This is a genomic window from Spongiibacter sp., assembly GCF_984394615.1.
The window spans coordinates 1-24,301 of the sequence record NZ_CFHTQA010000036.1 but is presented as its reverse complement, the minus strand read 5'-3'; the positions used below and the strand labels follow the sequence as shown (position 1 = coordinate 24,301).

Here is a 24,301-nt window from a genome sequence, read left to right as displayed (position 1 = left end):
GGTATTGGCTTAGCGGCGGTTGTGAGGCCGGTTATAGTCGATCGCCGGACCATCAGGCACCACTTGTGTTGGGTTAATCATTGTATGGCTGATGTAATAGTGCCGTTTGATGTGCGAAAAATCCACGGTCTCAGCAATACCCGGCCATTGGTAAAGCTGGCGAAGGTAGTTGGACAGCGACGGGAAATCCTCCAGGCGCTGACGGTTACATTTGAAGTGTCCGTGGTATACCGCATCAAAGCGGATCAGTGTTGTGAACAGCCGCCAATCTGCTTCAGTCACCTGTTCGCCTGCCAAAAATGCCTGACCTGAGAGTCGCGCTTCGAGTGCATCCAGTGTCGCAAACAGTTGTTGATAGGCCTCGTCATAGGCGGCTTGCGTGGTGGCAAAACCGCAGCGGTAAACGCCGTTGTTCACACCGTGATAAACCTGCTCGTTAATGCTCTCGATGTCGCTGTGCAGCGCAGCCGGGTAGAAATTCTGAGTATCGCCGGTCAGCCCGTCAAACGCGGTGTTGAACTGCCGGATAATGTCCGCCGACTCATTGTTAACAATCCGCTGCTGTTTTTTGTCCCATAGTACAGGGACAGTGACACGGCCGGTGTAGTCGGCGGTATCGCGAGTGTACAGCTCGTGCAGATGCGTCATGCCATAAAGCGGGTCCCCGCTACTGCCTTCATTCTGCTCAAACGACCAGCCCTGTTCCAGCATGATCGGGCTGACCACCGAAACGCTGATAAGGGACTCGAGCTTTTTCAGTTTGCGGAAAATCAGCGTGCGGTGTGCCCAGGGGCAGGCCAGCGAGACATAAAGGTGGTAGCGATCGGCCTCAACGGGGAAGTCCTTGTCGCCGATCTGATGGCGGAACTGGGCGCTTTCTCGTTCGAATTTTCCGTCGCTGCTTTCGGTGTCATACCAGCGGTCCTGCCATTTCCCGTTTACCAGTAAACCCATCTTGTTCTCCTGTGCGGTCGCTGAACTGATGGCAACAGTATAGAAACTTGTCTTGTCGGGAGGTGTCGAGAATTCTGCTGACTCAGATCAGAAAAACCGATCATTCTGCGCTGAACTGGGACGTTGCTTGAGTACTTGTGCAAAAACAGTGCAGTTCGGGCCCGGTGCCGCAGGCAAAGTCCATAACGCCGGGGTGTGCGACTGGCCTGTTTAGTGCATCAGGGTGCTTGTCATGTGCGGGTCAAGTTGCCGGCGTAGGCTGGTGACAAACGATCGCAAGTGCGATCAGGCGGGTTTTCTTCAATTTAGGAGGCAACATGCGAGAGTTCAATTCAGAGCCATCGACAACCGTTACGGCGCTGCGTGGCAAACGTATTCTGATAACCGGCGCCAGTGGGTTCCTCGGCAAGGTGGTACTGGAAAAGCTGCTTCGCAGTGTGCCGGACGTGGAGGCGGTTTATCTGCTGATGCGGGGGAATCGCCATCACCGGGATGCCCGCAGCCGTTTCGAAGCCGAGGTCGCCACATCGTCGATTTTTGATACATTGCGGACCGAACGCGGCGAGTGGTTTGAGCAATTTTGCCAACAGCGCCTGCACTGTATTACCGGCGAAGTCACCGAACCGCGATTTGGGCTGTCTCGCGCGGCCTTTAACACGCTGGCGGGGGAAGTGGATGCTGTGATCAATTCCGCGGCCAGCGTTAATTTCAGGGAAGAGCTGGACCGTGCGCTTGAGATCAATACCCTCTCGCTGGATAACATCGTCGAGCTTTGTGAGGCGGCAGGCGGCGTGCCTCTCATTCAAGTTTCCACCTGTTATGTGAACGGACTTAACCGGGGAGATATGCGTGAGGAAAATGTCAGCCCGGCGGGGATGGATAATTTGCCCCAGCACGCGCGCGGCTACTACGAAAGCTTTGGCCTGGTGGAATCCTTGCTCGAGAAAATCGAGGGACTGAAGGAAAATTATGAGGGGCGCGCCCTGAAGGCCCAGTTAGTGGAGCTGGGTATTCGCGAGTCCCAAACTGCGGGATGGAACGACACCTATACCTTTACTAAATGGTTGGGCGAGCAGCGCTTGATGCGGGCACTGCGGGATTATCCACTGACGATTGTGCGGCCCTCCATTATTGAGAGTACCCTTCAGGAACCCTGTCCGGGGTGGATTGAGGGCGTGAAGGTCGCCGATGCGATTTTGCTGGCCTATGCCCGAGGCAAAGTCGCTTTCTTTCCCGGCAAGCGCAGCGGGGTCATCGATGTTATCCCCGCCGATTTGGTTGCGAATGCGGTGTTGTTGTCACTGGCCGAGCAGTTCCGTGAACCTGGGCCACACCGTATTTATCAATGCTGCAGTGGCGGCAGCAACCCCTTGACCATGGGACAGTTCATCGACCATTTGATGAGCGAGGCCAAGGAAAATCACCGCGACTATGACAAGCTGTTCAGCGATGCTCCCAGTCGGCGTTTCGTGGCGGTGGATAAGCGCTTGTTTACTGTGGTTGCCTCCGGCTTGCGTTTTGCGCTGATTGTCTTGAGTTCACTGCTGAGCCGCTTTGGCCGCCGTCGCAAACTGCGTGCCCGGCGAAATTTGGATGCCGCCATGGAGTTGTCGGCAATTTTCTCCTTTTATGCGCAGCCCAGTTATATCTTTCACAACGACAAGTTAATGGCCATGTACCGCTCGCTGCCTGAGAGCGACCAAGCGCTGTTCCCGGTCGATGCTAGGGCCATTGACTGGCAACACTACATACGTAAAGTCCATATAGCCGGTCTTAATCGCTATGCCTTGAAAGGCAGTGGCCGGGTGGCTGACAGTCGTGCTGTCGCCGCGGCGGGACAGGCGATTGCCGCGCAGCAGCAAACCGAAGCGGAACCGTTATAAGCTACGACTTTAGTCGAGAGCGGCGGCATGGGCGCCGCTCTTCGGCTGACGGCGTGTATAGAGATGTAGTATGATCCGCCGCGGACTCAAATGCAGCCCGCCTTGAGCGACCTCCCAGCCGCTCTCCGCCTTATATTTCGTCAAGCAAGGTAGAAGCCCATGAATCAAAGCTTTGCGAGCGCCTTCTATGGCAATTTTCTGGGAAATTCCCCGCTCTGGTATAAACAGGCCATTATCGGCTTTCTCGTTCTTAATCCTATTCTGCTCTTTGCCTTCGGCCCTTTTGTTGCCGGATGGGCGCTGATCGCCGAGTTTATTTTTACCCTGGCTATGGCGCTCAAATGCTACCCCTTGCAACCGGGCGGCTTGCTGGCGCTGGAAGCCATCATGATTGGTATGGCGACACCGGAAACGGTGTATATGGAAGCCAAGAACAACTTTGAAGTTATCCTGCTGCTGGTCTTTATGGTCGCGGGTATCTACTTCATGAAGAACCTTCTGTTGTTTGTCTTTACCAAGATTCTGCTGGGTGTCCGCTCTAAGATTGCGCTGTCACTCATGTTTTCTGGAATGGCTGCACTGTTAAGCGCTTTTCTTGATGCACTGACCGTCACGGCGGTATTGATTACCGTCGGCGTGGGGTTTTACGCGGTCTACCACCGAGTGGCCTCCGGGGGACATCACTCCCATACCGATCACGACCACAATGAAGATGCCGGTGTGAAGGATGATGCTCGCCATGATCTGGAGCAGTTCCGCGCGTTTCTGCGCAGCCTGCTGATGCACGGCGCCGTAGGGACCGCCTTGGGGGGTGTCTGCACTCTGGTCGGCGAGCCGCAGAATCTGCTGATCGCCGAGAAAATGGGCTGGGAGTTTTCGCACTTCTTCATCATGATGGCACCGGTGAGTATGCCGGTATTGCTGATGGGATGGCTCACCTGCATCGTGCTGGAAATGACGGGCTTCTTCGATTACGGCGCGAAACTGCCGGATTCGGTGCGCAGCGTACTCGAAGACTATGCCAATGATCAGGATGCCAAGCGTGGTCGCGCCGAAAAAGCGGAGCTGATAGTGCAGGGTGTTGTGGCGGTATTTCTGGTGGCTGGTCTGGCGCTGCATCTGGCGCCGGTGGGCCTGATTGGCCTGACCATTATTGTGCTGCAAACGGCATTCAACGGTGTGACTGACGAGCACCGTATTGGTCATGCCTTTGAAGAGGCACTGCCGTTTACCGCGCTGTTGGTGGTGTTCTTCTCCGTCGTTGGGGTGATCCACGAGCAGCATTTGTTCGCGCCGATTATCGAGCATGTGCTGGCCTTGGAAGGCCATATGCGCACCGTCATGTTCTTTGTTGCGAACGGCCTGTTGAGCGTGATTTCCGACAACGTCTTTGTGGCGACGGTTTATATCAACGAAGTGAAGGCGGCGTTTGATGCTGGAAACCTGACGCACCAGGAGCTGGAGCATCTGGCGGTGGCGATCAATACCGGCACCAATATCCCGAGTGTAGGTACGCCAAATGGCCAGGCGGCGTTCCTGTTCCTGCTGACCTCCGCGCTGGCGCCACTCATTCGTCTGTCTTACGGTAAAATGGTGTGGATGGCCTTACCCTATACCATCGTGATGAGTGGTACTGCAGTCAGTTGCGTATGGCTGTTTATCTGACGCTGCGCCGCTGAAGTATACCAAGGGGCTGCGGCCCCTTTTTATTTGCCGGATTAACTATTCAGGGCAGGGCGCCCGGCGTTGATACAGGACGTGAACATGAGCGAAGAACGTGTTGTTACCAACATGGCAAAAATGGTCTACATCCTCTACCTGGTGAGCCTGGTGTTTGGCATTACCTCGGTGGTCGCGGTGGTGATTGCCTACGTGAATCGCAACGACGCCCCAGCGTGGCTGCGCAGTCACTATGACTTCCAGATCCGTACTTTCTGGATCAGTATCCCCTTCTTGCTGGTAGGTGGCTTGCTCTCGCTGATCCTGATTGGCTGGTTGATTATTCTGCTGTGGGTCGTCTGGCTGGCGGTGCGCTGCGTGAAAGGTTTGCAGGTACTTGAGCGCGGTCAAGCGCACCCCGACCCCGAAAGCTGGGGTTTCTAGGCTTGCGCAGCACTGTGCTGCGATCACTTGTCCTTCTCCCGGTAATTTTGCGCCTCCTGCATTTGCAGGGTGGCGCAACAGCCTGCCGTTCGCTAATATAATAAGCATTACTTACTATAACTCTTGCGTACTAAGTCATGATGAGTGAACAGCCCGAGCCGATTGGTTTGATCATTGCCGATCTGGCGCGTCTGATGAAACGTCGTTTTTACGACACGCTGGGAGAGAATCAACTCACCATGGCGCAGTCGCGGGCACTGATTTTTGTTTCCCAGAATGAGGGCGTGCGGCAGGTCGATCTGGCGGAGTTGCTGGAGGTCAAGCCGATTACCCTGGCGCGACTTCTCGATCAGCTGACCGAAGCGGGCTTGGTGGAGCGCCGTCAGGACCTCAGCGATCGCCGGGCTTTCCGCATCCATCTCACCCCGCAGGCGCAGCCCTATCTGGATGAAATCCGGGCCGTCGGTGAGCGGGTGCGCAGCCGGGCACTGCGGGGATTGAGTCAACGCGATGCCGAAGCGGCTACTAAAACGCTGCTGCAAATTCGCGAAAACCTGTTGGGCGAATAGTGGGCTAAACATCGCAATATCGGCAGCCCGCCGGTACTGGGTTAATTGAATGGAAAATGCGTGGGGCGAGTGATGAAACGTTTTGTTCTCATGGTGGTGGTACCTGCTGTCGCGTTGCTGGGAGGGGGCTATATCTACCTGAAAAGTGGCCGTTATGTAGAAACGGATAATGCCTACGTGAAGGCAGACAAAGTGCAGGTGAGCACCGAAGTGGCCGGACAAGTGAACGAGGTCTTCGTCCGTGAGAATCAGTCCGTCAATGCGGGGCAGCTGCTGTTTTCCCTGGATCCGGCTCCGTATCGTATGGCCGTCAATCAGGCGCGGGCCAACCTTGAAAAGGTACGCACCGACCTGCTGGAAAAGAAAGCCGCCTATCTCAAAGCGGAGGCGATGCTGCGACTGGCTGAAACTCATCGGGAGTTTGCCGATAAAGAGCAACGTCGTCAGCAGAACCTGAAAAACGAGCATTACACCTCTGATTCGGATTTTGATAACGCTGAGCAAAACCGGCGTCTCGCGGAAGTGGGCGTCGAAATGCAGAAGGCCGAATTGGCGCGGATGGCCGCGGTACTCGGTGGTTCGCTGGAATCGCCTATCGAAGACCATCCCTACTACCTCGCGGCACTGGCCGCCTTGGAAAAAGCCGAGCTGGATCTGGCGCACACAGAAATTCATGCCTCGCTGGATGGTCAGGTCAGCGCGCCACCCAAGCGCGGGCAATATCTGATGCCCGGCAAGGCAGCGATGACACTGGTTGCCAGCGGCAGCTTGTGGATTGAAGCGAACTACACGGAGAAAGAGCTGACCTGGGTACGTCCGGGACAGCCGGTAACCGTTGAACTGGACATCTATCCGAATACGGTTTGGGAAGGAGAGGTCGAGAGCATGAGCCCTGCGACGGCTTCGGAGTTCTCCCTTCTTCCTGCACAGAACGCGACCGGAAACTGGGTAAAAGTGGCGCAGCGAGTGCCTGTGCGAATCCGTATCAACCGTCAGCCGGGGCAACCACCGCTGCGGGCCGGGTTGAGTGCGATTCCCGAGATTGATACCGGCCATCACCATTCGCTGCTGGGCATGACGCTCTGAGTCGCCCGAGATGAGTGAGAGTACTTCCCCCGAATCCGTTCCCGTCGAAGGCGCCTCGCATACCGGCAGGCGCCGCGCACTGATTTCCATTTCAGTGATGCTGGCAACGGTCATGCAGGCGTTGGACACGACCATTGCCAATGTGGCCCTGCCGCATATGCAGGGAGCGGTGGGCGCCAGTCAGGAGCAAATTTCCTGGGTGCTCACGTCCTATATCGTTGCCTCTGCGATTGTGATGCCACTGGTGGGATTTGCTTCAGACCGCTTGGGACGTCGCCGGGTGTTTTTGTGGTCGGTAGTTGGCTTTACCCTGACCTCGATGCTCTGCGGTGCGGCCCAGAGTCTCGGGCAGCTGGTATTGTTTCGGCTGCTGCAGGGCATATTTGGTGCCAGCCTGGTGCCGCTCTCACAGGCGGTCATGCTCGATACCTTCCCCAAGGAAAAGCACGGCGCCGCGATGGCCATGTGGGGCATGGGTGTGATGCTGGGGCCGATCTTGGGGCCGACACTGGGTGGCTGGCTGACGGAATATTACAGCTGGCGCTGGGTTTTCTATATCAACCTGCCTTTCGGCATACTCGCGTGGCTGGGCATTTCGGCGTTTGTGGAAGAAACCGAAACAGACCAATCGCGACGCTTTGATGTGTTGGGCTTTTTTCTGCTCAGCCTGGCCATCGGTGCCCTGCAAATGATGCTCGATCGCGGGCAGTCTCAGGACTGGCTACAGAGTGGTGAAGTGTTGTTTGAGCTGGTGTTGACGGTGGGCGCGTTCTACCTGTTCGTATGCCATATGTTTACCAGCAAAGCGCCCTATATTGATCCCGGTGTCTTTCGTGACCGAAATTTCAATCTTGGCCTGATTTTCATTTTTATTGTCGGCATTATTCTGTTGGCGACGATGGCGCTATTGCCCCCCTTCCTGCAAAACCTGATGGGCTATCCGGTGGTAGATGTCGGGTTGATACTGGCGCCAAGAGGCCTGGGAACCATGATGGCAATGGTGGTCGTGGGGCGGTTGTCGGGGCGTGTCGACCCTCGTTATATGCTGTTTTTCGGCATGTTGCTAACCGCCTTCTCAATGTGGGAAATGACGCAGTTCACCACGGATGTGAGTCGCGGCGCGATTATTGGAACGGGCTTGGTTCAAGGCTTTGGCCTGGGCTTTATTTTTGTACCGCTGACCACGATCAGCTTTTCGACCCTGGCTCCCCGTTACCGTAATGAGGCGACGGCGCTGTACAGCTTGATTCGCAATATCGGCAGCAGTATCGGCATCTCGGTTGTGATGGCGTATTTGGCGCAGCGCACGCAGATCAATCATGCGGCTTTTGCCAGTTACATGACGCCCTACAATCAGGCGCTCGACAATGCGGTTGGACAGGGCGTATTGGATGTCAGCACGCCGGCCGGTCTGGCGATGCTGGACCAAGCGGTGACGGCGCAAGCATCGACCCTGGCGTTTCTGCAAGACTTTCGGCTGATGATGTGGGTAGTGCTGGCGGCCATTCCCCTATTGTTACTGCTGCGACCGGCGACACCGACAACAGCCGAGTGAGCGCCGCTCAACTAATTGTCCTCAATATTGTCTATAGTGATCATTGCCAGCCACGGGCATGGCGACCACAAGGATGACGTTGAGGGAATCTTATGCAGCAGAACAGCAATCGGGCAGGCCTGATTTTTCTAGGTTTATGCCTGCTTCTAGGGCTTTCCGCGCTGGGATACCTGTTGGACAATGCCGCCCTGCAGGTGAAAAGTTTCGAGCGCAGTGTGAACGTTAAGGGGCTCGCCGAACGCGAGTATCCGGCAGACGTGGTGATCTGGCCGATCCAGTTCAGTGTCGCTAGTAATCAGCTCGCCGATTTATACGCGGCGCTGGAACAACAGTCGGGCGAGATTCGCGAGTTTCTGACTAGCAATGGTGTAGACGAGAGCGAGATCACTCAGGGTGCGCCCGCCATTACCGATAAATCGGCCCAGCAATACGGTGGCAATATGCGCGCTGAATTTCGCTACACCGCGACGCAGGCAGTGACGGTTTACTCTGAAAATATCCCCGAGATCCGCCAGTTAATGAGCAAATTATCGCAGCTGGGTAAACGGGGTATTGTGCTGGAAGGCGGTTATCAGGCGCAGGCTGAATACCTGTTTACCCGTCTCAATGATATCAAGCCGGCGATGATTGAAGAGGCGACGACGAAAGCGCGGGAAGTGGCCCAGAAGTTTGCTCGCGATTCCGAGAGTCAGCTCGGCAAGATCAAGCGCGCTTCACAGGGGCAGTTTTCAATCCGCGACCGGGACCGCAACAACCCTCACATCAAAATGGTGAGGGTGGTGTCGACCGTGGAATATTATCTGTCAGATTAAACGCTCGATGTCCTGCCCCTGAAGCGCTTACTTCGCTTCAGGCGGTTGGCTGAGTGCGTCCCGAATTTCTCGCAAGAGCAGTACTTCTTCGCTGGGCTTGGCCGGCGCTTTGGGCGCTTCCTCTTCTTTCGCCTTGATGCGGTTTACGGTTTTGACCACACCAAACACGGCTGCGCCCACGATTAACAGCGTAATAATATTGTTAACGAACAAGCCGTAATTAATGGTTGCCGCGCCAGATTTGGTCGCTTCATCCAGGGAGTTATAGTGCTGGCCATCCAGTGCAATGAAGAAGTTTGAAAAGTCGATGCCGCCCGTCATCATTCCCACCGGTGGCATGATAATGTCGGTAACCAGGGATTTAACAACGGTTGTGAAGGCGGCGCCGATCACGATGCCGACGGCCATATCAACCATATTGCCTTTAGTAATAAAGGTCTTGAACTCATTTAAGATTGCCATAGTGTCCCCTTTTTCGTTTGCTTAGCCGCTAACAATAAGTGGGAAGACGAATCTCGTCGAGAGCAGATACGGCGTTTCACTCAGCTCTTGCTATGGTTTTGCTAGCGTTTCCGCATTTCTTCAATGCAGTCCTGCATACGCTGCCACTGATCGAACAGCAGCTCACGGCGTGCATGATCGTCGCTGGGAAGCTCGGCGGCGGGAACCCGCCAGAAGTGCATTTTCACGGTGGTGTTCAGCCAACTGCCATTGAACAGACTGGCAAAGCTCGCTGCACCCTCGAAGCCGTGATGTGCGAAGAAGAGCAGATCTTTCTCAGGCGCGGCATCCATCAGGGCCAGCGCGCCCGCCGGGCGGGGTGGCAGCACATGTGTCCACGCTTTGGCTCGGTCGGCAGCAGCGCTATTGCCTTTTTCTATAAGGCGGCGGAGAAGCTGCTGGCGCTTTTGCTCTGAAAAGCGAGTGCCTTCGACATAGAGCACAATCGCGTCATTGCCTGCATTCGCTGCCAGCTCGGTGAGCGACTGCAGTTCCGGAGACATATCTTCGGCGGCGCGATTCAGGAAGACATTGGGCAGGCGATGTCCCGCGGTATCGAGGCAGGGGTCCAGCAGCAATTCTCTTTTCAGCACATAGCGAACGTTCAGCTGTTGAGGAATGGTGTACACGTACATGGGTAACAGCGTATCCCCAATGCTGGTATGACGTGGCAAGACAATCGCGCCGGGCCCATTCAGGGCTTCCTCACCCGTCACGTCAAACTGAAGCCGGAAGAGCCACTTTGCCGAGCGGCACAGGGCATTGGCCCACCAGGACTGCAGGGCCCCGTTGGCGCGAAGATAGTCCTGATGGTCACGGCCCATCACGGGATAGCGGAACCACAGCCAGGCACTCACCGCGAGGCCAACGCACTCATACAACAGGTATAAGGTGATGAAGGCGAGGCAGCGCCACGCGGCGCGAGCAGGTGGGTATAGCAGGCCCAGTAGCCATGACAACGGAAGCCAAAGCGGAACGCTTGTCGCCATGACGATGGCGAGTAGCACAATCAGCGGCATGGAGATCAGCCGGCGACACAGGCGGTGTTCGAGCAACCACGTCATCTTGGTAGACATCTCCGATATGGGCGATGCCTACCAGTGTAGAAGATTTCTGGCGATTAGAAGCGGTAGCGCAGTTTAATCCAGCTTTGCCGCCCCGGCTCGTTGACGCGCAGCGCATCCGGCGTAAACGGGTCGGCGTTACCGGCGTTTACGTGATAGGCATAGCGGCGATCAAACAGGTTCTCAATGCCGGCTTCCAGTAACAGCGCGTCGGTGAGTTGCCAGTGTCCAAAGACGTGCAACACTGCAAAGCCGGGGGTTGCCGAGTCGACGTCGACGGCGGAGTTGAAGTGTGACTGGCGATCAGCAATCAACCATTCAGCGCCCACGGCCCAACGTTCGCGTTCGTAGTCAATTTTCACTCGTGCTTCCAGCGGCGCAATTTGCGCCAGATCACCGTTGTCGCCTTCACCGCGGGTATAAGACAGACTGATCCCCGCTCGCAGCGATTCTCCCAGCGGGCGGCTCGCGTCAAACTCGGCGCCGTATAATGAGGCGGAGATGTTGCGGTAGCGATCGCCCGCAGCGGTCTCGTAGCGCTCGATATAGTTATGCACCTCGTCACCGAATACCGTCACACTCCACTGACTTTGCTCATGGTTGCCGATCAGACTGATATCCAGTTGCTGATGCAGTTCAGGGTCCAGTGCCGGGTTGCCGATCCAGGTGCTGCCCATGGCGCTGCGGGCCATCCATAATTCAGAACTGTCCGGGGCGCGCAGTGAGCGACTGAGGTTGCTGCTCAGCAGCAACTGCTCGCTTAATTGGCGATCCCAGCCCAGCACTGCGCTGATGCCCTCTCGTTCGCGTGGCCGCGCGTCAACGCCGTAGGCGTTGGCATACAGGGTAGCGGGCGTGGCGCTGCCCATCATTCCGGTGCTCACATTTGCGCTGCGGGCGGCAGCGTTGAACTGGTCATAGCGCGTCCCGATGCGCAGGGTGTCGACGTTACTGAGGCGATAGTCGAGTTCGGCAAAAACGCCGCGCTGGCGCAGCTCGGCGTCGGGCCACATCCGCGACAACAACATGTCGTACTGGCCGTCTTTACCTGCATCCATATACAACAGCGCTTTGCGGGCATTGGCGCGGTAATCCAGCCCCATCTGTAGCTGGTAGCTGTCGCGCTCAATGCCTGCCAGCAGGCGTCCACCCCAGGTGTCGGAGCTGGACGGCGCGGCCATACCGTTCGCCATCGTATTGCGCTGGCGAACCGTGTAGTTGTCCATCAGGTGCACCACGTCGCTGCGATACAGCGTCAGCTCAAGGCTGTCGATGGGGCCTATTGGCGCGTGATGATGCCAGCGCAGGCTGCTGCTCTCGGAGTCGGCATAGGGCGCGTCCATACCATTCCCTGCGTACCAGACATCGTCTTCGAAGGCGCGTTCATGGTTTATTTCCAGATAATCGCTGGCGGTAATATCGGCGCCTGCCACGATGCCAAAGCTGTCTGACTGGAAGGCAGAGGCAACCGTATCACCGCCGCCGTCGCGGTAGTTGTCTGAGCGCTTCTTACTGCCAAATACACGGAGGTAGGCTTGCTCATTACCGGTGGCGATGTCCGCGGAGCTGCTCCGCAGATCACTGTTACCGGTGTAGCCGGCGGTGATTTCACCACGCACGGGACTGTCGCTGAAGTCCGGACGCTGGTGTTCAAACAGCAGTGTACCGCCGCTGCCGCCCGCGCCGTAAACCACGGAGCGGTGGCCTTTGATGACCCGTACCGAGTCGAAGCTGTCGCTGCTGATATAGGTGCTGGGCGGGTCCATGCGGCCGGGGCAGGCACCATAATTAAAGGCGCCATTGGCAATGACATTCAGATTGGCCTGACTCTGCCCCCGAATAATCGGGTCAAAGCCGCGGCCCCCTCGGCGCAATGCCGTCATGCCTGTGACGGAACGCAGCAGCTCTCCGGCGTCGTGAACCGGGCGTGTGACCGGTGCGCTGCTGAGTAACTGTTCGCCGTCACCATGGGTAGCGGTCGCGCTGACTTCTACCAGCTCAATGGGCAGGTCGTGGTTAAGGTGAGTCTGGGCGAAGCTGAGCGAGGCACAGCTGAAAAGGAAAAGGGCTGAGGCGCTATGGCGGATTATCATTGTCATCATTATGTCGGGTTAAAAAATGTGCATTTTAATTCAGTGATGACGCGGCGGATTGTGGCAAATCGTCGCAGGGGCGGGGCCGATGAATCAGGCGGTAATTCTGGCAGTCGAGCTGATCGGTTTTTCCATTGACTCCACGCGCTGAACGCGAAAGGCTGGCACAACAATAAAAACCACTGAGCTGATGCGGGGAATGCGATGAGCAAATTCGATTATGTAAAAACACGTCGGGAGGATGTTGCTGAAATCCCGGACAAATGGTTTGGCCTGATTAAGTTCATTATGCGCCACTACACCCGTTTTAATGTCTGGGTGTACAAGAAGAGCGGCGGGCGCCTGATGAAACATTTTCCCGGTGGCTATCCGATCTGCGTTGTCACGATGCGTGGCAGAAAAACCGGGCAGCCGCGGGAAGTCGCCCTGATTCATTTGCCGATGGGAGAGCAGAAATTATTGGTAGCCTCTCAGGGCGGGATGGAAAGGCACCCGGTGTGGTATTACAATCTGAAAGCCAATCCGGATGTTGAGATCATGGTGGGCGGAGACAAACGCAGCTATCTCGCTGAGCAGGTAAGCCCTGAACGCAAACGCGAACTCTGGCCACACCTGCTGAGTCTTTACCCTGATTTCGATGAGTACCAGGCGCGAACCGACCGGGATATTCCGGTGTTTCTCTGTTCGCCGGTCTAGTCAGGCTCGTAACCGGCGAGAGGGGGCTGGCGGTGCTCAGCCCTTTATTTATCTTTCGCGCTGATAATGCTCTCGTAGTTGCGAATACGCTTCACATAGCGCACCGGTTCCATGCCTCGGGCATAGCCGTATTTTAAATCCTTGTAGTAACGCTTGTCCGACAGCATCGGCAGAACCTCGCGTATGTCCTCCCACTTGTTCGGGTCTTTACCCAGCTTTCTGGCCAGTGACTGGGCATCATGCATGTGCGCGCGCCCAATGTTGTAGGCCGCCAGTGCCAGATAGGTACGGTCAGGTTCGGGGATATCTTCACTGAAGCGATCTCGCATCTCCGCCAGGTAGGCTGCGCCGCCGGGGATGGCTTGCTTGGGATCGAGTCGATCTTCAACGCCCAGTGATTTGGCGGTGTTCTGGGTCAGCATCATAATACCGCGCACCCCGGTGGGGCTCTTGGCGGTCGCGTCCCAGTGCGACTCCTGATAGGCCTGTGCCGCGAGCAGCATGCCGTCGAAACCGTGTTTACCCGCTGCCTTTTCGAACAACTGGCTGTATTTGGGCAGCCGTTCCTCAATGCGTTCTACCAACGCGCGTGTATCGACAAAATCGAAGTTCTCAATAAAACTGTAGTGCCGATAGTGAACGGCGGCCAAAGAAGTCTTGCCGTCGGCGCTGGCCATCCATTTGTCTATTTCGCCCTTGAGTTCGCTGCTGCCTTTCGTCATCAGCCAGGCATGCGCCTTGGGTGTGCCCAGATCGAACATCACGATCAGCTCGGGTAGGAAGCGTCGGTTAACCGCGACTATATTGGAGTCGGCAACGGTGCAATCGAGCTTTCCATCCCATACTTTCTGTAGAAGGCTCTCCGTACCGGCGCTGTCATTGCTCTTCCAGCTAATTTCGGGGTTGCTCTGCTGCAACTGTGTCAGCGTTTCTTCATAGCTGCTGCCTGTGGGCACTTCGAGGGAAACATTGGCCAGTTTATCCAGACTCTTGGCCACATTGCCGCCACGTCGGCATACCAGCTGTTCGGTAACCGTTTCGGTCGTGCGGGTGAACAGAAACTCGGTCTCGCGCTGTGGAGTTTTGCTCAGGCCCGCAGCGGCGAAGTCAGCTTTCCCGGCTTTGATGCCGGACAGAATGTCGCCGATGTTGTCCTGCACAATAAAGCGCAACTCGACACCGAGAGAATCCGCAAAGGCCTTGGTGAGTTCGTAATCGGGGCCAGCAGGGTCGCCATCTCTATTCAGGAAATACGTTGTCGGTGCATTGCGGCTTAGTACCCGCAGCTCGCCAGATGCCTTGATCTCGTCCATGCTGCGAATCGCCGCACCGTCACCGGAAGAGGGCGCGCGGTCACAGGCCGTCACCGCAATGACGGCCAGCGCCAGGGAAAAGGATTGAGTAAAGCGTTTCATGAGGCTCCCATTTTTTATCTGTTTTTTTCGCACGACTTTCTTCGAATTATTTCTTTCGCATTACGTCAAAAAAATCCTTTCAGATCAATACGTAATTCCTTCGGGCCGGTTTGTGCCGGCAGGAAAACCAGCGACCGGCGACGACGAGTCCTGGCGACGATTTTAATCGCGATTAGGGCCAGTTCGTCGATTTAGTGTTTACGGTTGTCATCTTCTGGGGGGAGTGAGCAGTCGATAAGATCACCTCTCTCGTTTTTTGTGTCATTTGAGTTTTGTTCCAGATTTGACGTCATGACCAGAGAGCTCCTCGCGTCGATATGTGCTGCCAGATAAGCGATGGGCAGATCGCGTTAATGCGGTGATAGCGACAGGTGAATCAATACCTTCTCTGCGGTGAGTGACGCACTCATTGATACCTGAACATATAAAAATAATAACTAGGGAAGAAGTGTGATGGTCCCAAGGTCGGCTAAGAGATGGTGTCTGTTGATTCTGGCACTGGTGTGCAGTTCTGGAGCGTGTTCGGCGCAGGCCGGTAAAGGCAGGCTGTTGGAAGAGGTCATTGTCACCGCGCAGAAGCGCTCCCAGAGCTTGCAGGATGTTCCCATGTCGGTGTCGGCATTATCCGGCGATCTGGCTGCCGAAGCGGCCATTACCGATGCGCAGGATCTGGTGCAATACACGCCCAACGTGAAATTCACGGCGTCTAACCCGCAATACAGCTCGACGATGATCCGTGGCTTTGGTTCTCCGCCGCTGGCCAGAAATATCGAGCCCTCGGTGGGCTTGGTCATCGACGGCATCAGTTACGGGCGCAGCACATTTACGAATGATGGTGTGTTCGATTTAGAGCGACTGGAAGTGCTTCGTGGTCCCCAGGGAACACTGTTTGGCAAGAACACCATTGCTGGCGTATTGAACTTCACCACCAAGTCGCCGTCGCTTGATACAGGCGGGTATGTACAGGTGACTGAGGAGCGACTCGACGGAAAGCGCTACGAGGCCGCGATAGGTTTTCCGCTTATTGAGGACACCTTGGCAGCTCGCATCAGTTGGCGAAAGCGGGAGAAGTACCTTGGTTTGTTCAACACTGCGAGAGACAACGAAAAAGAAGAATTTAAAGATGAATCAGTACGTCTTCGCCTCGATTACTTCCTCAGTGAGGATGTGGAACTCAAGCTGATTGCCTTCAGTACGGAATACGAAGGTGTGGGCAATGGCTTTCAGCACTCTTACCTGACAGAGACCGCCAGACGAACATTTGAGCAGCGCGATCCACGGATCGAAGATGACGAGTTCAACGATACGCGCTCTTCTAACTCACCCACCTATTCCAATCGCGACAGCGACTCGGTCGCCCTCAAACTGGATATGAATGTGGGCGACTTTATGATGTTCAGAAATGGCAGTGTCAGCGGCCTGGCAAGCTGGGCCCGCGTGGATACACCGTTTTTGCTGGATACGGATTTCAGCCCGGTAAATACCGGCTATTTTGAAACCGACGGGCCAGACCGGTACATGCAACGCCAGTTTGAGCTGCGTTATAGCGCCGACAGTGGCCCGCTTTTTGGCTGGGGAGAATCGGTTGACTGGATGTTCGGGGTGTTCGCAGGCAATGCCCAATCGAAGGTCAGTCAGGAGACGTCTCTGGTACTTGATGGCCTGATTGCCTTGGCTCCTGTCATCGCAGAAGGACGTGGTATTCCGCTGCCTTCTTTTCTCGGCCCGCTCTTTTCTCTACTGGCTGAAGTGGGGGTTATTCCCGGAAGCGGTGAGGACTTTACTATCGAGACCGCGGTTCGCGTCAAATCCGAGACTTATGCGCTGTTCGGGCAAGCGGACTGGCATCTGTCAGATACCGTGACGGCGTCACTCGGCTTGCGCCATGGCGAGGAAACGATTGATGGCGAACAGTCGAATTATTCCGACTCCATCGTACCGTCGCTCACCAATGGCTCTGAAAATTACTACGCCAAGGACCGGCTGAAAGAGCGCGAGGTGTCGCCAAAGCTTGCCATTAGCTGGTCTCCGGTTGATGAGTTAACCGTGTTTGGCAATATCTCCAAAGGCTTCAAGAGCGGGGGCTTTTCCGGGCCGGTGATCCATACTCGCAGCCTACAATACGAGCCGGAAGAGGCCGTCTCGGCTGAAGTGGGGATCAAAAGCCGACTGTTCGACGACACCCTGGAAGTGAATGCCACGGTGTACAGCATGCAGTTCGAGAATTTGCAGCTCAATGTTTTTGACGGAACTGCGATTTACACCGTTAATGTCGATGATGCGGAATCTCGGGGTGTAGAGCTCGACTTTCGCTGGCTTCCGCCCATGCCCTGGCTGAGTGTTCAAGGCAGCCTGGGCTTTAACGAGACCCAGTACGGCCACTTCCCCTGTGGTCCCACGACCTGGGACGACACCGACGCTCTGCCCGAGTGCGGCCAGAACGCGCATCCCTCGCAAGACCTCAGCGGTAAGGAGCTGCCGTACAATCCCAAGGTGTCAGCCAGTCTCTCTCCTACAATTCGTTTTCCTATCGTTCCGCGCTGGGGAATCGGCGGGATGATGGCGGTGGACGTTATTCATCAGGGTGAACACTATCTGGACTACGACCTCGATGAGCAAACCTTCCAGAAAGCGACGACCAAGATTAATGCGCGCCTGGCGATTGGACCGGAAGACAAGCGCTGGGCGGTGATCTTCAATGCCAAGAACCTCACCGAAGTCAAAGAGAAGTTGCTCGTGCTGGATACCATTCTTCAGGGGGGGAATTATGTGGCGATTACCCGCCCGGACGAAACGCAGTACTCCGTGGACTTTCGCTATAACTTTGGCGAAATGGATTAATGGCCTGCCGGGCTGAATTCAGAGCAGTCGTTGCCTTTGATCCTGCGCTGCGCCGATTGTCGCGATTATTTCCCCCGTAATTGGGGGGCGGGCAAGCGGGAAGTGGGCGTGAATAATAGTGTTTCCTGAAGGACTCAATGTGACCGTATGGAGACTCCACGTGAAAACAGCAACCGCTCCCCGACTATCTCTACTTTGCGCCAGCGTGCTGGCCCTTCCTCTAATGCTCGCTGGCTGTGATGACGATGATAAAAAGTCTGAGTCCAGTGGTCGACTGGTTGACTCGGCGGTCGAGGGCGTTGGCTATTCAACGCCATCCTTTGAAGGCTATACCGATGCTGACGGCGTTTTCCGGTTTCGTCGTGGCGAGGCGGTCAGCTTCTTTATCGGCGATATTGAATTCCCGTCGGTGCGGGCAAGCCGTTTACTCACGCCGTTGGATATCGCGGGTGTTGACGATATAAACAACAATGTTGTGGTGAATATCATTCGTCTGCTGCAATCGCTCGACAGTGACAACAATCCTGATAACGGCATCAATATCGACGAGTCTTCGCTTACTACTGGCGCACTGGATTTCAGTCTGAGTGAGTCTGATTTCGAAGCGCAGGTGTTCAATGTGATGGGCGTGACCCTGATCAGTATTGCAGATGCCATTGCGCACTTTCAGAAAACCCTGAGTGAGCTCGAGCAAGAGAACTCCGGCGGTGGCGATGTCAGCACCCTGCCGGATGCGCTCAAAAGTACATCCATGGTCATGCAGTTCACCTATGCAGAGCCCGGAGCACCTTATGCGCTGAACGATCGCGTGTCATTTATCTTCTCTGGCTCGGGTAATCTGTTTCTCGACCTCACTCCGGATGACAACAATGGTGATGCTTTGCAGCTCACTCGGTTTGAGCAGGTCAATTCAGAGTACGTTTGGTACGACGACGAAAACGGCTACAGCTACGCCGTAAGCTTGATGGACGATGAGGTTCATGAAATTAACGTCAGCAGCATTGATCCCGTGGCTTTCCTCGGTCAGTTCGAACCGTATATGGAAGCCAGCAGCTTTGATATCAGCGGGACTATTTCTGGCTATGCTGGCGGCAACTCAGCGCAGTGGGAATTGTGGCTGGACGACAGCATTGCCAATGATGGCGTGCTTGCAAACGGGGCGGTGACGTACAACAGTGATCCCGTTGCCGATGGCAGCAGCTATGAGGTCACTGTCACTGCGCCGGCGGGGCAGAGTTGCGAGGTCAGCAATGGCAGTGGCATCGTCAGCGGCGCCCATGTCATCAATGTTGATATTCAGTGCAGCGACAATGCGTTCAACCTCGGTGGTAGCACCAGTGGCCTGCCTGCGGGTAGTGGCTTTGGTTCATGGGAGCTGTTTGTGGATGGCTCACTGGTCACAGACGGTGGCCTGCAAAACGGCTTCACCAACTACAACAGCAATCCGGTGGCTGATGGCGCCAGCTACGAAGTCATTGTTCATCCTACCAGCGCGGTGGACTGCACGGTGAGCAATCCCAGCGGCACGCTCAGCGGCAGCGATATCGACAATATCGACATCAGTTGTAGCGAAGTTGTGGCCGGTTACGACATCGGTGGCACCACTTCCGGTCTGCCGAATAGCAATAACTTTGGTCAGTGGGAGCTGTTCATCGACGGCAAGTGGGTCAACGATGGCGGTATCAAGAACGGCTACTACAACTATAACTACAACCCGGTGGCCGATGGTGCCAGCTACGAAGTGAAGCTCTCGCCCTCCAGCAGTGTGACTTGCTCCATCAGCAATGGCAGCGGTACTGTGAACGGCACTACCATTGATAATGTAGATATTAGCTGCCAGTAAGCGCGGTATGCTCATCAACACATCGCTCCGGGAATACGCCGAGCGATGTGTTGTATTGACGCACATCAGTCGTCCAGCCGCGGCCCCAGCGGCACAATACCACTTGGGTTTAGGGCTTTAATCGAATAATAGCCGGCCTTGATATGGTCGACGTTTACGGTGCTGGCAATGCCCTCCATCGCCAGTATCCGCTGGGTGTAGGCCCATAGTCGGGGCATCGATCGCAGGGTGTTGCGATTGCATTTGAATAAGCTGTGGTAGGCCAGATCAAAGCGAATTAAGGTCACCCACAGTCGAATATCCGCTTCTGTCAGTTGCTCTCTCAATAGAAACGATCGCCCATCAGCGAGCTGGGACTCCAGCCTGTCCAGCGCCGCGAAAACGCCGTGGTAAGCCTCCTCATACGCCACCTGTGAGCTGGCAAAACCCGCCTGATACACACCATTGTTCAAGGCGGGATAGAGGTAGTCGTTCAGCGCATCAATCTCGCTGCGCAATGCCTCGGGGTAAAGGTCGAGGTGATTGCCCGTGAGATGATCAAACGCGCTGCCCAACATGCGAAGGATATCGGCCGACTCGTTATTGACGATAGTGTGCTGATGCTTGTCCCAGAGTACTGGCACCGTCGCGCGCCCGGTGAACTGTGGATCAACCTGAGTGTAAATCTGGTGCATATACTGCGCGCCATTGAGTTTGTCCTCATCGGCGTCTGGGTAAGCGCCAAACGTCCAGCCCTGATCGGTCAATACCGGATTCACCACGCTCACACTGATGTAATCGCTCAGGCCTTTGAGTGCGCGAGCCATCAGCGTGCGCGACGCCCACGGACAGATATAGGCGACGTATAAGTGGTAGCGTCCTTTCTCGGCCCTAAAGCCGCCTTTGCCAGTCGGCCCGGCACTGCCGTCCGGGGTAATCCAGTGTCGAAACGACGAGGTTTGGCGAATAAAACGACCCTGCTCATCTTTGTTCTGAACGGGCTGCCAGTTTTCTGCCCATTTACCGTTAAGCAACATAGCTCACTCCTCGGGAAACAGTATGGCCCGCAACGCTGCGGGCCGATGGGGTGGGGGCGCTTACTGACTGAGGCGTTGGCTCAGCAGTGCATCCACCGAGAACCGGCCACCGCCTTGAATCGCCAGTGCCACCGCGGCGACAAGCAGGGTCAGCGCGTACTCGTAGCCGTTGTTGCTCATGAACAGGCCGTTATCAATATGAACGCTGAAGATCGCGATCAGCATGGTAAAAGCCGTGAGCAGGGCAGCGGGTCGCGTTAACAAACCGAGTGCCAGCGCCAGCCCGCCGAAGAACTCTGCGCAGCCTGCCATCAGCGCCATCAGGTAGCCCGGCTCAAGGCCGATGCTGGCCATCCACTGGCCGGTGCCTTCCAGGCCGTAGCCGCCGAACCACGCGAACAGTTTCTGCGCGCCATGTGCGGCCAGAATCAAGCCAATCGGTACGCGAAGCACCAGTGCGGCAAAGCCCGCGTTGCTGTGTAAAACCGTTTTGATCAGTGAGGTATTCATGTCGTGCTCCGTTAATTAAGAATCGTTGGGGTGGCTCAGGTCCTTATTGCCCGAGCCATGGTGCAACTTTATCTTTCTACTTAATGGCAATAAATGGCTGATATGTTTTATAACTATCAATAATTTGTTGATAATATTGGGGCGAGTTGGCGAACTTAAGGAGTGACTGTGGATCGTCTCGATGCGATGAGGACCTTTGTTTCGGTCGTGAATGAGGGTGGATTCAGCCGCGCGGCTGAGCGCTTGGACAAGTCACCGCAGCTGGTCAGCAAGTATGTCGCAGCTTTGGAAAAACAGCTCGGTACGCGTCTGCTTCGGCGCACTACGCGCCGTATCAGTCTGACAGAAGCCGGGCAGGCCTACTTTCAGCGCGTTCAACAAGTGCTGTTTGATATCGACGATATGGAGAGTCAGCTCGGCGACTACCAGCAGCAGGCGCAGGGGCTTTTGCGTATCAGCGCGCCGGTATCCTTTGCCATCTCCCACATGGGAACCTTGATCTGCGATTTCCAGCGGGCCTATCCCGCCATCGAGATCGACCTGCAGCTCAATGACCGCAAGGTCGATATTGTGGAAGAGGGCTTCGATGTCGCGCTGCGTATCGGTCAGCTAAAAAGCTCCTCGCTTATCGCCAAACGTCTTGCACCCGTACGTATTCTGCTCTGCGCCTCGCCCGATTATCTGGACCGATGCGGTCGACCCACGCAGCCTGAAGAGTTAGCCGAGCATCGCTATCTGCGCTACAGCTACATCGAAGATGAAGGGGACTTATCTCAATATTGGCGACGCAAAGGGCCGGGGGCACCCGCCGCCAGTGTCGTCTCCAACAATGGCGACCTGCTCGTCCAGGCGGCAATCAATGGCGGAGGCATCGCCCTGCAACCCAGCTTCATCGCTGGCCCTGCTATCGCGGCCGGGCAGCTAGAAGTCGTCCTGCCCCAGTGCGAGCCTGAACCGCTGGGGCTCTATGCCGTCTACGCCCACCGCCAATTGCAAACGGCCAAACTGCGGTGCTTTCTTGATTTTATCGACGGTTATTTCGGCTCGCCGCCGTATTGGGATGCGTTTGAGTAACTTTGGATTGGATACCTGACGACAAGGCTTGTCGACGCGGTGAAGTGGTGGGCCTTGCAGGACTTGAACCTGCGACCGATCGATTATGAGTCGAGCGCTCTAACCAACTGAGCTAAAGGCCCACTGAGCCGCGTGCTTGGCGTGGGCCGTATCGGCCTGCCGTTTTGCGGTTTCGCGGAGGGCGCCCGGTGGGCGCAGCCGGGGCATTATAAAGAGGCGTGCCAGGCATTGCCAGCGGCTGTGTTATTTTGCTGCGGTGCTGCCATAATTGCGGTATTCACCCTTGGCGCGGAGCGGGTTTTGAACGACAAACAGCGTATTGAGAAGGCGTATCTGGACGACATTCGTCAGAGCCTCTACGCGCCGTTGACGGCGATGCAACTCCGGGCGGCGAGTGTTGAGCAGGCGCTTGCGGACGATCCCGCTGCACTGGCTGACGCCCGGCGCATTTCCGAGGCGTTGGAGGTGTTGTCGGCCTCGCTGGAGGCGGCGGCAGAGGCCAGCGATGACACTGCCCTGTCGCGCTTGCGTCACGATCAGCGCAACAGTATCGGCGTGGTGGAAGGCTATGTGGAAATTTTGCTGGAAGACCTCGGCGATGCTTCCTGCTGCGAGGCGCTGAGCGAAATCGCCACCCTTTCCAAGCGCTTCCAACTGGAGCTGGAAAAGCTCCGTTTGCCCACTGCCGGTGGTGACAAGACCGACCCCATTTCCTCCATTTTCAAAAGCTTCAAGCGCGGTCTGCGACTGGATCAGCGGCGCGTGGCGCCAGCAACGATTTTGGTGGTGGATGACAATGACAGCAGCCGTGAGTTGCTGGCGCAACAGCTACAGCGTCAGGAGCATCTGGTAATTGAGGCCAGCAGCGGCGAGCGGGCACTGGAAGTGATGCGCAGTGCCAAGCCGGATTTGCTGCTGCTGGATCTGGTAATGCCGGGCCTGAATGGCTACGAGGTACTGCAAACCATTCGCGCCGACGAAGAGCTGCGGCGCATTCCGGTGGTGGTCATCAGCGGTGTGCAGGACGAGGCCGGGGCGATTCACTGTATTGACGCCGGGGCCAGCGATTACCTGATCAAACCCGTTAATGCCACGTTGCTGGGGGCGCGCGTGTCGGCGTTGCTGGAGCGTAAGTCCTGGTTCGATCGCGAACGGGAGTACCTCGCCGAGCTGGAGAAAAGTCAGCGTTTTGTGCGCAAGGTGTTTGGCCGCTATCTGTCGGATGAGATCGTGCAGCGTCTGCTGGATGAACAGGACGGTCTGCGGCTGGGTGGCGAACGCCGCCAGGTGACGGTGTTAATGGCAGACATCCGCGACTTTTCGACGATCAGTCTGCTGCTGGAGCCGGAACGCTGCATGCTGCTGTTGAACCATTATCTGGCGGTGATGACGGAAGTGATTCAGGGTTTTCGCGGCACGGTGGACGAGTTTGTCGGCGACGGCATTCTGGCGGTATTCGGCGCGCCAGTGAGTGAAGAGGACGATGCCGACAGAGCGCTGGCCTGTGCCGTCGCCATGCAGCGGGCCATGGGTGAAGTGAATGCCCGCAATGTGGCCGAGGGCCTTCCGGCGATTGAAATTGGTATTGGCCTGAACACCGGTGATGTGGTGGCGGGAAACATCGGTTCCGAGCTGCGCAGCAAATATGGTGTGGTGGGCCACAACGTGAACCTCGCTTCGCGAATCGAGGCCTGTACCGCAGGTGGGCAGATTCTCGTTTCGCCCGCCACGCTGGAGAATGCCCGTAGCGAAGTGCTGCGCGGTCGCTGCATTGAGGTATCGGTGAAAGGCCTGGACGCGCCATTGCCACTGTCGGAAGTTCTGGGCGTGGGGCTGCCCTACGATCTGCTGCTGGAATCGCCGGAGCCGCAACCCTGGCAGTGGTTGGCGACGCCGCAGTCTTTGACGCTGAATGTGCTGGAGAGCAAGCGTCTGGGTGATGAGCGCCTGCCGGTGCACCTTTGTGCCCGCCGCGATAATGGACTGCTGATCGAGAGCGATGCTGAACTGCCCAGCCCCAGTGATATTTGCCTGTTCGGGCCGGGAGAAGAAGGCAGTCTGTATGGCAAACTGGTGGCCGCCGACGACGGGCGCTATGAATTGCGCACAACGATCCAGCCCGATTGGCTGGGCCTGGCGGCAACTGACACAACAGAGAACAACGGGTGACAAATGCCGACCGTGCTTTTGGTTGAAGACAATGAAATGAACCGCGATATGCTCAGCCGTCGCCTGCAGCGTCGCGGTTATGAGGTGCTGCTGGCCGTCGATGGTCAGCAGGGGATT

Annotated in this window: 19 protein-coding genes and 1 tRNA gene; 12 read left to right on the top strand and 8 right to left on the bottom strand. The window is 56.3% G+C overall.

Translation table 11 applies throughout. The features are described from left to right. Window positions 1–9 precede the first annotated feature (9 nt). Window positions 10–954 carry a glutathione S-transferase family protein gene (locus AC5DB9_RS12810; protein ID WP_272991948.1) on the bottom strand — a complete coding sequence of 315 codons (945 nt, stop codon included), beginning with the start codon at window positions 952–954 and terminating at the stop codon, window positions 10–12. A gap of 317 nt (window positions 955–1,271) precedes the next feature. Between AC5DB9_RS12810 and AC5DB9_RS12805 the strand changes: the two genes are divergently transcribed. The 7 genes from AC5DB9_RS12805 to AC5DB9_RS12775 all read left to right on the top strand — a co-directional run bounded on the left by AC5DB9_RS12805 (window position 1,272) and on the right by AC5DB9_RS12775 (window position 8,962). After that, complete coding sequence (locus tag AC5DB9_RS12805; protein ID WP_272991950.1) at window positions 1,272–2,837, top strand: fatty acyl-CoA reductase; 1,566 nt, start codon at window positions 1,272–1,274, stop codon at window positions 2,835–2,837. A 159-nt stretch (window positions 2,838–2,996) separates the two neighbouring features. Next, on the top strand, window positions 2,997–4,502 hold the full coding sequence (gene nhaB / locus AC5DB9_RS12800) for a sodium/proton antiporter NhaB (protein WP_272991952.1): 1,506 nt from the start codon (window positions 2,997–2,999) through the stop codon (window positions 4,500–4,502). A 99-nt stretch (window positions 4,503–4,601) separates the two neighbouring features. Beyond that, window positions 4,602–4,940 carry a DUF4870 family protein gene (locus AC5DB9_RS12795; protein ID WP_022959475.1) on the top strand — a complete coding sequence of 113 codons (339 nt, stop codon included), beginning with the start codon at window positions 4,602–4,604 and terminating at the stop codon, window positions 4,938–4,940. 137 nt (window positions 4,941–5,077) lie between these two features. Then, window positions 5,078–5,509, top strand: coding sequence for a MarR family winged helix-turn-helix transcriptional regulator (locus AC5DB9_RS12790; protein WP_037509323.1), 432 nt, complete (start codon window positions 5,078–5,080; stop codon window positions 5,507–5,509). A gap of 72 nt (window positions 5,510–5,581) precedes the next feature. Next, window positions 5,582–6,595 carry an HlyD family secretion protein gene (locus AC5DB9_RS12785; protein ID WP_272991956.1) on the top strand — a complete coding sequence of 338 codons (1,014 nt, stop codon included), beginning with the start codon at window positions 5,582–5,584 and terminating at the stop codon, window positions 6,593–6,595. A 10-nt stretch (window positions 6,596–6,605) separates the two neighbouring features. Beyond that, window positions 6,606–8,150, top strand: coding sequence for a DHA2 family efflux MFS transporter permease subunit (locus AC5DB9_RS12780; RefSeq protein ID WP_272991958.1), 1,545 nt, complete (start codon window positions 6,606–6,608; stop codon window positions 8,148–8,150). Between the two features lie 92 nt (window positions 8,151–8,242). Continuing rightward, the gene (locus tag AC5DB9_RS12775; protein WP_272991960.1) at window positions 8,243–8,962 is read left to right on the top strand and encodes an SIMPL domain-containing protein; all 720 of its coding nucleotides are present in this window, start codon (window positions 8,243–8,245) and stop codon (window positions 8,960–8,962) included. 27 nt (window positions 8,963–8,989) lie between these two features. Here the strand turns inward: AC5DB9_RS12775 and mscL are convergent, their stop codons facing one another. The 3 genes from mscL to AC5DB9_RS12760 all read right to left on the bottom strand — a co-directional run bounded on the left by mscL (window position 8,990) and on the right by AC5DB9_RS12760 (window position 12,629). Continuing rightward, complete coding sequence (mscL, locus tag AC5DB9_RS12770) at window positions 8,990–9,424, bottom strand: large conductance mechanosensitive channel protein MscL (protein WP_022959470.1); 435 nt, start codon at window positions 9,422–9,424, stop codon at window positions 8,990–8,992. 101 nt (window positions 9,425–9,525) lie between these two features. Then, entirely contained in the window at window positions 9,526–10,527 is a 1,002-nt protein-coding gene (locus AC5DB9_RS12765) for a 1-acyl-sn-glycerol-3-phosphate acyltransferase (protein WP_272991962.1), read from the bottom strand. Between the two features lie 56 nt (window positions 10,528–10,583). After that, on the bottom strand, window positions 10,584–12,629 hold the full coding sequence (locus tag AC5DB9_RS12760) for a TonB-dependent copper receptor (protein WP_273009635.1): 2,046 nt from the start codon (window positions 12,627–12,629) through the stop codon (window positions 10,584–10,586). A 195-nt stretch (window positions 12,630–12,824) separates the two neighbouring features. Between AC5DB9_RS12760 and AC5DB9_RS12755 the strand changes: the two genes are divergently transcribed. Then, entirely contained in the window at window positions 12,825–13,316 is a 492-nt protein-coding gene (locus AC5DB9_RS12755) for a nitroreductase family deazaflavin-dependent oxidoreductase (protein ID WP_272991967.1), read from the top strand. 44 nt (window positions 13,317–13,360) lie between these two features. Here AC5DB9_RS12755 and mltF read toward each other — a convergent pair whose 3' ends face one another. Continuing rightward, the gene (gene mltF / locus AC5DB9_RS12750) at window positions 13,361–14,731 is read right to left on the bottom strand and encodes a membrane-bound lytic murein transglycosylase MltF (protein WP_272991969.1); all 1,371 of its coding nucleotides are present in this window, start codon (window positions 14,729–14,731) and stop codon (window positions 13,361–13,363) included. Window positions 14,732–15,217: 486 nt separating this feature from the next. On the opposite strand from mltF, the gene AC5DB9_RS12745 reads away from it, so the two are divergent. After that, window positions 15,218–17,572: a TonB-dependent receptor gene (locus tag AC5DB9_RS12745; protein ID WP_273009637.1), complete on the top strand. Its 2,355-nt coding sequence runs from the start codon at window positions 15,218–15,220 to the stop codon at window positions 17,570–17,572. Between the two features lie 160 nt (window positions 17,573–17,732). Next, window positions 17,733–19,415, top strand: a complete 1,683-nt coding sequence (locus tag AC5DB9_RS12740; protein WP_272991973.1) for a hypothetical protein — start codon at window positions 17,733–17,735, stop codon at window positions 19,413–19,415. Between the two features lie 65 nt (window positions 19,416–19,480). Here AC5DB9_RS12740 and AC5DB9_RS12735 read toward each other — a convergent pair whose 3' ends face one another. Both AC5DB9_RS12735 and AC5DB9_RS12730 read right to left on the bottom strand, forming a co-directional pair. Next, entirely contained in the window at window positions 19,481–20,431 is a 951-nt protein-coding gene (locus tag AC5DB9_RS12735; RefSeq protein WP_272991975.1) for a glutathione S-transferase family protein, read from the bottom strand. Between the two features lie 60 nt (window positions 20,432–20,491). Continuing rightward, complete coding sequence (locus AC5DB9_RS12730) at window positions 20,492–20,941, bottom strand: DoxX family protein (RefSeq protein WP_272991977.1); 450 nt, start codon at window positions 20,939–20,941, stop codon at window positions 20,492–20,494. 168 nt (window positions 20,942–21,109) lie between these two features. Here AC5DB9_RS12730 and AC5DB9_RS12725 point away from each other — a divergent pair, with 168 nt between their 5' ends. Next, window positions 21,110–22,015, top strand: a complete 906-nt coding sequence (locus AC5DB9_RS12725) for a LysR family transcriptional regulator (protein ID WP_272991979.1) — start codon at window positions 21,110–21,112, stop codon at window positions 22,013–22,015. A gap of 45 nt (window positions 22,016–22,060) precedes the next feature. Here AC5DB9_RS12725 and AC5DB9_RS12720 read toward each other — a convergent pair. Further along, a tRNA-Ile gene (locus AC5DB9_RS12720) sits at window positions 22,061–22,137 on the bottom strand. A gap of 178 nt (window positions 22,138–22,315) precedes the next feature. Between AC5DB9_RS12720 and AC5DB9_RS12715 the strand changes: the two genes are divergently transcribed. After that, window positions 22,316–24,184: an adenylate/guanylate cyclase domain-containing protein gene (locus tag AC5DB9_RS12715; RefSeq protein ID WP_272991981.1), complete on the top strand. Its 1,869-nt coding sequence runs from the start codon at window positions 22,316–22,318 to the stop codon at window positions 24,182–24,184. Window positions 24,185–24,301: the final 117 nt, after the last annotated feature.

What these genes read in the sequence shown, in the direction of transcription:
- AC5DB9_RS12775 (WP_272991960.1), top strand. Translation starts at nt 8,243, where the DNA reads ATGCAGCAGAACAGCAATCGGGCAGGCCTGATTTTTCTAGGTTTATGC.
- nhaB (WP_272991952.1), top strand. Translation starts at nt 2,997, where the DNA reads ATGAATCAAAGCTTTGCGAGCGCCTTCTATGGCAATTTTCTGGGAAAT.
- AC5DB9_RS12790 (WP_037509323.1), top strand. Translation starts at nt 5,078, where the DNA reads ATGATGAGTGAACAGCCCGAGCCGATTGGTTTGATCATTGCCGATCTG.
- AC5DB9_RS12780 (WP_272991958.1), top strand. Translation starts at nt 6,606, where the DNA reads ATGAGTGAGAGTACTTCCCCCGAATCCGTTCCCGTCGAAGGCGCCTCG.
- AC5DB9_RS12785 (WP_272991956.1), top strand. Translation starts at nt 5,582, where the DNA reads ATGAAACGTTTTGTTCTCATGGTGGTGGTACCTGCTGTCGCGTTGCTG.
- AC5DB9_RS12755 (WP_272991967.1), top strand. Translation starts at nt 12,825, where the DNA reads ATGAGCAAATTCGATTATGTAAAAACACGTCGGGAGGATGTTGCTGAA.
- AC5DB9_RS12765 (WP_272991962.1), bottom strand. Translation starts at nt 10,527, where the DNA reads ATGACGTGGTTGCTCGAACACCGCCTGTGTCGCCGGCTGATCTCCATG.
- AC5DB9_RS12735 (WP_272991975.1), bottom strand. Translation starts at nt 20,431, where the DNA reads ATGTTGCTTAACGGTAAATGGGCAGAAAACTGGCAGCCCGTTCAGAAC.
- mscL (WP_022959470.1), bottom strand. Translation starts at nt 9,424, where the DNA reads ATGGCAATCTTAAATGAGTTCAAGACCTTTATTACTAAAGGCAATATG.
- AC5DB9_RS12760 (WP_273009635.1), bottom strand. Translation starts at nt 12,629, where the DNA reads ATGATGACAATGATAATCCGCCATAGCGCCTCAGCCCTTTTCCTTTTC.
- mltF (WP_272991969.1), bottom strand. Translation starts at nt 14,731, where the DNA reads ATGAAACGCTTTACTCAATCCTTTTCCCTGGCGCTGGCCGTCATTGCG.
- AC5DB9_RS12805 (WP_272991950.1), top strand. Translation starts at nt 1,272, where the DNA reads ATGCGAGAGTTCAATTCAGAGCCATCGACAACCGTTACGGCGCTGCGT.
- AC5DB9_RS12795 (WP_022959475.1), top strand. Translation starts at nt 4,602, where the DNA reads ATGAGCGAAGAACGTGTTGTTACCAACATGGCAAAAATGGTCTACATC.
- AC5DB9_RS12730 (WP_272991977.1), bottom strand. Translation starts at nt 20,941, where the DNA reads ATGAATACCTCACTGATCAAAACGGTTTTACACAGCAACGCGGGCTTT.
- AC5DB9_RS12810 (WP_272991948.1), bottom strand. Translation starts at nt 954, where the DNA reads ATGGGTTTACTGGTAAACGGGAAATGGCAGGACCGCTGGTATGACACC.